Source organism: Paenibacillus sp. TY11, assembly GCF_059772165.1.
The window spans coordinates 223,388-231,783 of record NZ_JCBAIQ010000010.1; the positions used below are offsets into that span (position 1 = coordinate 223,388).

11 protein-coding genes are annotated in these 8,396 nt (G+C 46.0%); 9 read left to right on the forward strand and 2 right to left on the reverse strand.

All coding sequences use genetic code 11. The features are described 5' to 3' along the window. Positions 1 to 295: 295 nt before the first annotated feature. From AC6EJC_RS13860 to AC6EJC_RS13870, 3 genes are all read left to right on the forward strand, one after another. Complete coding sequence (locus AC6EJC_RS13860) at positions 296 to 667, forward strand: MerR family transcriptional regulator (protein WP_444954456.1); 372 nt, start codon at positions 296 to 298, stop codon at positions 665 to 667. 130 nt (positions 668 to 797) lie between these two features. After that, a complete protein-coding gene (locus tag AC6EJC_RS13865; protein ID WP_444954457.1) occupies positions 798 to 1,778 on the forward strand; it encodes an aldo/keto reductase in 981 nt (326 codons plus the stop codon). Positions 1,779 to 2,037: 259 nt separating this feature from the next. Further along, positions 2,038 to 2,802, forward strand: coding sequence for a MerR family transcriptional regulator (locus AC6EJC_RS13870; protein ID WP_444954458.1), 765 nt, complete (start codon positions 2,038 to 2,040; stop codon positions 2,800 to 2,802). 102 nt (positions 2,803 to 2,904) lie between these two features. Here the strand turns inward: AC6EJC_RS13870 and AC6EJC_RS13875 are convergent, their stop codons facing one another. Together AC6EJC_RS13875 and AC6EJC_RS13880 are read right to left on the reverse strand one after the other, a co-directional pair. Further along, positions 2,905 to 3,381, reverse strand: coding sequence for a hypothetical protein (locus AC6EJC_RS13875; RefSeq protein ID WP_444954459.1), 477 nt, complete (start codon positions 3,379 to 3,381; stop codon positions 2,905 to 2,907). 90 nt (positions 3,382 to 3,471) lie between these two features. Next, on the reverse strand, positions 3,472 to 3,951 hold the full coding sequence (locus tag AC6EJC_RS13880) for a free L-methionine (R)-S-oxide reductase MsrC (RefSeq protein ID WP_444954460.1): 480 nt from the start codon (positions 3,949 to 3,951) through the stop codon (positions 3,472 to 3,474). Between the two features lie 220 nt (positions 3,952 to 4,171). On the opposite strand from AC6EJC_RS13880, the gene AC6EJC_RS13885 reads away from it, so the two are divergent. From AC6EJC_RS13885 to AC6EJC_RS13910, 6 genes are all read left to right on the forward strand, one after another. Next, entirely contained in the window at positions 4,172 to 5,197 is a 1,026-nt protein-coding gene (locus tag AC6EJC_RS13885; RefSeq protein ID WP_444954461.1) for a hypothetical protein, read from the forward strand. Between the two features lie 96 nt (positions 5,198 to 5,293). Further along, on the forward strand, positions 5,294 to 5,599 hold the full coding sequence (locus AC6EJC_RS13890; protein WP_444954462.1) for a hypothetical protein: 306 nt from the start codon (positions 5,294 to 5,296) through the stop codon (positions 5,597 to 5,599). 187 nt (positions 5,600 to 5,786) lie between these two features. Next, positions 5,787 to 6,383 (forward strand): GNAT family N-acetyltransferase, encoded by a 597-nt coding sequence (locus AC6EJC_RS13895; RefSeq protein WP_444954463.1) that lies wholly within the window; start codon positions 5,787 to 5,789, stop codon positions 6,381 to 6,383. Then, positions 6,367 to 7,125: an energy-coupling factor transporter transmembrane component T family protein gene (locus AC6EJC_RS13900; RefSeq protein ID WP_444954464.1), complete on the forward strand. Its 759-nt coding sequence runs from the start codon at positions 6,367 to 6,369 to the stop codon at positions 7,123 to 7,125. The genes AC6EJC_RS13895 and AC6EJC_RS13900 overlap by 17 nt, the downstream gene beginning before the upstream one ends. A 158-nt stretch (positions 7,126 to 7,283) precedes the next feature. Further along, entirely contained in the window at positions 7,284 to 7,874 is a 591-nt protein-coding gene (locus AC6EJC_RS13905; protein WP_444954479.1) for an ECF transporter S component, read from the forward strand. Between the two features lie 57 nt (positions 7,875 to 7,931). Next, on the forward strand, positions 7,932 to 8,396 hold a 465-nt coding region (locus tag AC6EJC_RS13910; RefSeq protein ID WP_444954465.1), incomplete at its 3' end, for an ATP-binding cassette domain-containing protein.

Sequence of the window (8,396 nt, forward strand, 5' to 3'; positions counted from 1 at the left end):
CTTAGAGGAGCAATCGCATATATTAAGTAAACTGTTGAAAAGTATACAAGAAGTTTCCATAATATGTTTGTCTTATTAGGAGGAAACGTTGAATTTATATTTTTCTCTTTCACATGTCCAGAGGAGGATGTCAGAAGTTATATTGGGAAATTGCGAGGGGAAGGACAGGGGGAGAGCTAGCTTTCCTGGTTAGACCAATACAGGTATCTTAATTTTTGCACTCTTTTCTATGAAAACCTATACTTATCGTTAAAGCTGACTTTAAGAAAGTAAAAGAACGAGGAGGGGAACAACCATGTACTCCATTAAAGAAGTTCAAATCAAGAGCGGATTGCCCGCATCTACCCTTCGTTATTATGAAAAAGAGGGCATATTACCTGATGTCGGTCGGGATGAAGGTGGAAGAAGGGTATATACCGAAAAACAAATCGATTGGATCAGGTTCCTTATGGCTATGAAAGATACGGGGATGACAATTGAAGAAATTAAGGCATACCTTGAGCTAAATGTAAAAGGTGAAGCCACCATACATGAGAGAAGAGATCTTCTCGTAGCCCATAAGAAAAAGGTAGAAGAACAGATGGCCCAAACGCAGCACAATTTGGAGAAAATTATTCAAAAGATAGCTTATTATGATCATGTGGTTATGGGAAAAAGCTTTTCTTAATGGGTGATTTGACTTCAAGTTAACTTTATGTTGTACGATGTAAGTATCCACTTAAAGGAGTGATTCAATTGCCTCAAGAGGCACCCCGATATTCCAGATTATAAAATGATATCCATTAGGAGGCCGCAGCATGGATTATGTGAAACTTGGAAATACAGGACTGGATGTATCCAGAATTGCTCTGGGCTGTATGAGTTACGGCGATCCCGAGCGTGGCGTGCATAAGTGGACATTAAATGAAGAACAAAGCCGCCCTTTTATTAAAAAGGCTCTCGATCTGGGTATTAATTTTTTTGACACAGCCAATGCTTACCAAGGAGGAAGTAGCGAGGTCATCGTCGGTAAGGCTCTAAAAGAGTATGCAAATCGCGATGACGTGGTGATTGCAACCAAAGTATATATGACGATGCGTGAGGGGCGGAACGCTGGCGGTTTATCACGCAAAGCAATTATGACCGAAATAGATCATAGTCTACGTCGTCTTGGCACCGATTATATTGATTTGTATCAGATTCACCGTTGGGATTATAACACGCCGATTGAGGAGACGATGGAAGCTCTTCATGATGTAGTAAAAGCAGGCAAAGCACGTTATATCGGAGCTTCTTCCATGTATACATGGCAGTTCCAAAAAGCACTGTACACCGCCGAGCGTCATGGGTGGACCCGTTTTGTGAGCATGCAGAATTACCTGAATCTCTTGTATCGGGAAGAAGAAAGGGAGATGCTTCCTTTCTGTACTGAGGAGAAAATCGGTGTTATTCCATGGAGTCCGCTGGCACGAGGTCGGTTAACCCGAGATTGGGACACTACAAGTACACGCTCCGAAAATGATACCTTTGGCAAATCTCTTTATGAAGCAACGGCAGCGACAGATCGGAAGGTCGTTGAGGCTGTGAAAGAAATTGCCGAAAACCGTGGTGTTTCCCGTGCCCAAGTGGCCTTAGCATGGGTACTGCAAAAACAACCGGTCTCCGCTCCGATTATTGGAGCAACAAAGGAGCATCATTTGACAGATGCCGTTGCTGCGTTGGAAATCAAATTAACGCCTGACGAAATCGAACAGCTTGAAAAGCCCTACATACCACATCAGGTAAAAGGTTTCGTTTGATCTGCGAATAGAAGTAGAGTCAAATCGAATATATGAAGCCCCCAGCATATTTGCAATACGCTGGAGGCTTTTTTTTGCATAGATATCCAAAAATCTAAAGATAAACGTTGTAGGTCGCAAGTATGAAAAATGGTTTGGCAAGTGGCGGTTCATAATGCGTTTATAGGGTAAAAGTGTAGTACCAAGGTGGGGAAAATGGGGGAGTTGACTCTCACGCCACGTGAGACTATAGACTGTGTAACAAGGGAGGTGAAGCGGGATGGCTTATACGGTGAAGGAAGTATCCGGTCTGTCCGGAATTAGCGTACGAACTTTGCATTATTATGATGAAATCGGATTACTAAAACCACATCATGTCGGGGATAATGGGTATCGCTATTATGAACAGGAACAACTGTTGAGGCTCCAGCAAATCATGTTATACAGGGAACTGGAATTACCTTTATCTGAAATTGCCAGTTTGCTGGAGCGAACAAAGGAAAAAAAGGCCGAGGTTTTGCAGGCGCATAGAATCAAGGTGCAAAACAAAGTCTTCCGCTTGCATACTCTCCTACAGACCATCGATGAAATGGTGGCTCATTTGAAAGGAGAACAAACGATGAAACCGGAGCATATGTACCAAGGGTTTAACCCGGAAAAGCAGGAAATGTATGAACTTGATCTGACGGAACGTTATGGTCAAGAGGTCGAGGAGAAGATCCAGGAGAGCAAGAGGGCGACGACAAACTGGAGCAAAGAGGATTATTTGGATTCGCAGGCAGAGGCAGATCAGATCCATCAGCAGTTGGCTGAAGCCATGAATAAGGGATTGAAGCATAACAGTAAAGAAGTGCAGGCGCTGATCCGTCGCCATCTCCAATGGGTGAGCCGATTCTATACACCTACAGCAGAAATTTATAGCGGGCTGGGGGACTTGTATGTGGAGCATGAGGATTTCAGAAAAATGTATGAAGGCTATCGCTCCGGACTGGCTGAGTATTTGCGAGACGGGATGAAGGTGCTGGCTGAACGGGAATTAAACTAACAACAGCTGGTGAAAAAAGGTTGTAAGAGGTACGACAAAAGGGATGAACAACAAGCCCATTCCGATGGCCTGATGTTCACCCTTTTTGTGTGTAAAGCTGCTTTACATGCTGCTGTGTGTCGCTCTCATACCTTGTTGATTGCTGTTTCTGTACTGCTGCATGTTACCATTGCTTGCATACTGCTGCCCAGTTGTACCCATGTGTTGTGGAAAGCTAGGACTCATGTGGCTTCCCGTACCAAAGGAGGACGGTTGTGTACTGCGGGAGGCGTAGTTATCGCCAAATCCGGGCTGAGTCATTTGGCTGCTGGAGCGGATGGTGTTTTCCAACTGACCACACAATTGAATGACTTGTTGGTATTGCTGCATAGCTTGTTGGTGGTGCTGGATTGCGGTTTGGATCATTTGAGCTGCATTACGTTCACGTTGCACCAGGTCTTCAAGACTGGATGCATTTTGTTGCTCCTGTTGCAGCAACTGCTGATACATGGCAGTTCCTTGCTGTGTTTGCTGTACCAATTGCTGCATAATTTGTTCACATTGATGAAGTTGTTGCTGTGGAGCCATGTTGTTGTACATTGATCATCAATCTCCTTCGCCGGATAGTTTTAGGTTTTAGGACCCTCATATATTGTGGCGAAGGAAGACCATATATATGCACAATTTTGGTTACAGGCTAGACACCAGAATAGACGTAAATTCCTCTAGGAATACACGATCTTCGTGGTCAAAGCGGCCTTTTAGCGGGCTGTCAATGTCTAGCACTCCAATCAGTTCATCGTTCTTGATCAGAGGGATAACGATTTCGCTATTGGAAGCAGCGTCACAGGCGATATGTCCTGGAAATGCATGCACATCATCTACAACAAGCGTTCGCCGTTCTGCTGCTGCGGTACCGCATACACCGCGTCCCAGTGGAATCCGTATACATGCGGGTAAGCCCTGAAAAGGACCGAGTACAAGCTCGGTACCATCGTAAAGATAGAAGCCGCTCCAATTAATATCCGGCAGAAAATGACCTAGTAACGCAGAAGCGTTTGCTAGATTGGCAATGGTATTGGATTCATCGTGAACAAGTGCCCGGAGTTGTCCGAGAACGGATTCGAATTGTTCCTGACGTGTGCCTTCGTAGGGGATAGCTTGAAACATGTAGAGTCCACGCTCCTAACAATGATTTTTGCATTATCTGTTGCATGTATATCCCAAAATAGGTAATTATGCAAGTCGCTTTTACCATTGGTTAATTAATTTAAGATATAACGATTGTATACATTCAGTCAAGTGGAAAATCCTCTGTAACCTTTTGGTAATCCCCGTACTCTAATCTCTGTACAGAATAATTTTGGGAAGAGAAAAGGAGTTGTCTATTATGAAAAAGGTATATTACACACTCACCTCAGCGGTGGTGGCGAGTTTGATTCTGACCGCTGTTCCTGTGTCGGCAGTATATGGAGCTTCAACGAACAATACCCAACCTGCACAAGCTGCAACAGGAGCATCATCCCTAAAGGAAGTGGATGCTAAAATTGTGCAAAAGGCGCAAGAGTATATAAAAGCAGTGACAGGCAAAATCTATACGTTTAGCGGGGCAAAGAAATGGAGTATGGGTAACGAGAGCGGTTGGGATTTTAGTATAAAAGGTGTTGAACACAGTCAAGTCATGGTTACCAAGACGGGTGAATTAGAACGTATATATGTGGATCAATCCTGGGGGGAACTCAAGGATAGCTACAAACAGCAACTTCAAGCTGCATTGAAAAGCGTTCTCCAGGAACCGGAAGCAAGTAAGACACCGGAAAGAGTAAATATTACAGTGGATAAAAGCCCGGAGTATCCTAAAGGTGCAATAGATTTATATACCAAAATCGATAATAACATTATTATTCTGCGGGAGGGTAAAGTGCTGCGCACAATAAAGCTGCTTGCCAAGCAGGAGATTGATGAAAATGCACTGAAGGCGGCAAGCGGTGTCTTCGCTGGTCTGGAGGGCGTAAAGCAGGGGACGCTGGTTGAACCAACCCAGTTGATCACTGCGAATGGAAAGACCTTATATAACCTGATGTTTGGAACTGGAGCGAATCCGGTGTTTGTGAATGTCGAAAAGGGTACGAACAAAGTAACCAAGGTTGCGGCATATGAATTGCAGGATTCCGCTGCTAATTATAAAGAAGCATTCAAAAAAATGAAATCATACAGCGAGGCTCAACTGCTGAAAAATGCAGCCGGGCATTCCAAGGAGCTTTTGAAGGTTGACCTGACTGGCTATAAAGCGACACTGGATCCCAAGTTGACGGCTGTCGTGCATTTTACGAAAAGTGGATCTCCTTCTCTAATCGGTTCCTTTAATTCGAAAGGCCAATTTTATGAACTGGAATTTAAGGAATATAGAGAGTAATTCGACAAGGGCTGTCCCTCATCTGTTTCCGGCTTGTTTACAATGGGTAAAAACAGTATAACGTTGTTGGCCTTAAGCCGGGGAGGAGTTATAGCCATGCATGCAGATGTTCAAAACTTGTTTATCCGTATCCAGATGCTATCCTATGCACAGCAGAATGATCTGACGGTAAGAGATATTCAACCTGTATTGGAAGAGCGCGGTTACCGCGTAGGAGAACGTGAGGTCAAGCAGGAGCTTGAAAACCTGACGCAGGAAAACTTTCTGACACCGCATGATGATTTGTTCAGTATTACCGGCGCGGGGATCGATGAATTACAGGAAATTCAGTCGATGCTGGGCGTATTGTATAAGGATGTCGTGAAAAATTCAACGCATGTCACTTCCCGTGCCTCTTCTTAAAAGTATAGGAGCGCAAAAAAAATCTCATAAAATAAAAGTTGCCCTCTTCATTCCTGATTTTAGGAAGCGGAGGGCTAATTTTATATATAAAAGCTTCTCAGCTTTAAAGAAGGTTGTGTTTGTTGGAGGTGTATGCTTAAATGTAGCGTATATTTGTTGTCATTTTGATGCTGGAAGGATGATGAACATGTGTGCATATGCATGTAAGGGGCTTATACCACCGCTGGAAAGCCCGCGTCTTCGCCTGCGAAGGATGGAAAGCGGGGATGCGGCTACGATGTTCGCCTGCTGGTCTGACCCGGAGGTTCACCGTTATATGAACCTTTCTGGTATGTCAGGACGTGAGGATGCAGAGGATATGATTGAGCTGTTGAATGAACTAGCGAAGACAGAGGACGCGCTGCGCTGGGGCATAGAGCTGAAGGAGAACGGGAAGCTGATTGGAAGCTGTGGTTTTAATTATTGGCAGACGGAGGGAGCTTATAAAGCCGAAATTGGTTATGAGTTGGCCAAGCCCTATTGGCGACAGGGTTACATGACCGAGGCGCTACGCTTGGTACTGTCATTCGGGTATAATACGATTCGATTGAATCGGATCGAAGCGCTGGTGGACCCACGCAATACAGGCTCGCAAGCCTTGCTGTCCTCCATGGGCTGGACACAGGAAGGACTGTTACGGCAGGTGCAGCATACATCTACAGGCTTTAAGGATATGCTGATGTATTCTTTACTGCATGGAGAATGGCTCAGACTGGAGGCAAAACGAAATGCTGTTTCAGTATAACGGCGGGTCGTCGCCGCTGCACAGGCTAGGGCCGTTAAGTAAGCTAATATGGGTGGGATGCTTTAGCCTGCTGTCGATGGCATGGGATTCGACGCTGCAGGAAGCGGCACTTTTGGCTGTACTGATCGCTGTCGCTGGCTTGGGCGCACGTTTGACCCTAGCACGCCAACTTCGGGCTATGTCGTTCCTGATTGGTTTAGGTATTCCGTATTTTATACTGTCTATTCTAGCGATTCGAGAAGGACATACAGTGGCGTCATGGGGACCAATTGTGATTACAGCAGAGGGACTGGATATCGCAGGGGCGTTAACGCTGCGGATTTTTGTGTTGTTTTTGGCATCCTATATCTATCTCTCGACAACGGATCCCAGAGATTTTGTACAGGCTTTGAACTTACGCTTGCGTGTTCCTTATCGGTTTGCGTTCGGTATTTCGGTGGCGTTGACGTTTCTCCCCTTATTGGAAGAAGAGGGACGAACAATTATGGCGGCAAGGCAGGTTCGTGGGCAGAAACCACCACGAGGGCTGAAAAATCGATTAGCCTATTGGAGCGGATATACGGCTGCAGTGTTGGTGAATGCAGTGAGACGGGTCCAGCAGACGGCGCTGGCTATGGAAGGGAAAGGGTTTGGAGCTTATGCGGACCGTACCTATCTTCGCGAACTCGATAATGATCGCTTAGGCTACATATATGCTTTGGTTGCTGTAATAGCTACGGTTGTTTTATGGTGGAGCTTATAAAGAGCAGCCTCTTTTTTTGTTCATATTGTCAACTTATAAAATAAATTTTGGTTGACAATATGAGTGCGGGTGAATACATTTATACAGTAGCAGCTTGTACAGGATCGAGGCTGTTACCTTTAACATTTAGATTATGGAGAGGAGTTATGAAAATACATATGAAGGAATCTCGTATTTTCGCAAAATTTACGACGCTGGATATCGTATTGATGGCGATGCTGGCAACGTTGAACGGCGTTATGACTGTGTATTTGTCGATGGTTAACAAAACGTTAAACAGTCTGGGAGGGCCTATCGCAACTTCAACTATTGTCGGACTGTACATGATATACGGTTTGCTGGCTTATTATATTATTCGCAAGCCTGGTACGGCGGTTATTGCTTATTCATTTGGCGCAGTGGTACAGTCCTTCATAGGCTCTGCTTACGGATTTGCTTCTATCATTGCGGCGGCTGTCTGTTATATGATCGTTGCCGAGCTGGTATTTGCCTTGTTGCGATATCGACGCTGGAACGCAGTTTCCCTGATGCTGGCGGGTGGAGCCATGGTTCCGCTCTGGTTTATCGTGGCAGCGAATATGTTTGGCTATATGCATTGGGGGTGGAAGGTGCTGACGATTGCATTGGTCGTACGTATCCTGAGCGGTATCATCCTGTGTGGTCTGCTGACAAAAGTGCTGGGCGATGCATTAAATCGTACGGGACTGTTAAAACGCTTTGAACTGGGACGCACTTCGCGTGCATCATAGCCATGACTGTGTACGAGGTTGCATCCTTCAAGAATGGGGATAGAGGATATTTTGGGGATGAATGAACATAACAATTACGATTCTGAGTGTAAAATAGCCGTGTCCTTGAAGAATTTTGGCTATCGGTATGATGACCAGGTCGAGCCAGTGTTACACGGTCTGACACTGGATATTACGGTGGGCGAGCATGTAGCCATTGTTGGCGCCAGCGGAAGCGGAAAGTCTACGCTGTGCCAGCTACTTCATGGCGGGTTGTCCCGTTCTGGCGAGGGCGAACGGACGGGGGAGCTGACTGTGTACGGGATGGACCCCGACACCGCTGATCTGGCTACTGTCGCCTCCACTGTCGGCGTCGTGCTTCAGGACCCGGATGCCCAGCTGGTGCAAGGAATCGTCGAAGACGAGATTGCTTTTGGACCGGAGAACCTGCGCGTGCCTCCGGCAGAAATAGCGCAGCGCCTCGCCGCTGCGCTGGAGGCCGTCGGCCTCGCTTCCGAGCGCGGCTCCTTCGTGCGCCGCCTC

Coding starts and splice junctions, on each gene's coding strand:
- AC6EJC_RS13900 (WP_444954464.1), top strand. CDS start 6,367: ATGCTGTTTCAGTATAACGGCGGGTCGTCGCCGCTGCACAGGCTAGGG.
- AC6EJC_RS13905 (WP_444954479.1), top strand. CDS start 7,284: ATGAAGGAATCTCGTATTTTCGCAAAATTTACGACGCTGGATATCGTA.
- AC6EJC_RS13880 (WP_444954460.1), bottom strand. CDS start 3,951: ATGTTTCAAGCTATCCCCTACGAAGGCACACGTCAGGAACAATTCGAA.
- AC6EJC_RS13875 (WP_444954459.1), bottom strand. CDS start 3,381: ATGTACAACAACATGGCTCCACAGCAACAACTTCATCAATGTGAACAA.
- AC6EJC_RS13860 (WP_444954456.1), top strand. CDS start 296: ATGTACTCCATTAAAGAAGTTCAAATCAAGAGCGGATTGCCCGCATCT.
- AC6EJC_RS13890 (WP_444954462.1), top strand. CDS start 5,294: ATGCATGCAGATGTTCAAAACTTGTTTATCCGTATCCAGATGCTATCC.
- AC6EJC_RS13870 (WP_444954458.1), top strand. CDS start 2,038: ATGGCTTATACGGTGAAGGAAGTATCCGGTCTGTCCGGAATTAGCGTA.
- AC6EJC_RS13895 (WP_444954463.1), top strand. CDS start 5,787: ATGTGTGCATATGCATGTAAGGGGCTTATACCACCGCTGGAAAGCCCG.
- AC6EJC_RS13885 (WP_444954461.1), top strand. CDS start 4,172: ATGAAAAAGGTATATTACACACTCACCTCAGCGGTGGTGGCGAGTTTG.
- AC6EJC_RS13865 (WP_444954457.1), top strand. CDS start 798: ATGGATTATGTGAAACTTGGAAATACAGGACTGGATGTATCCAGAATT.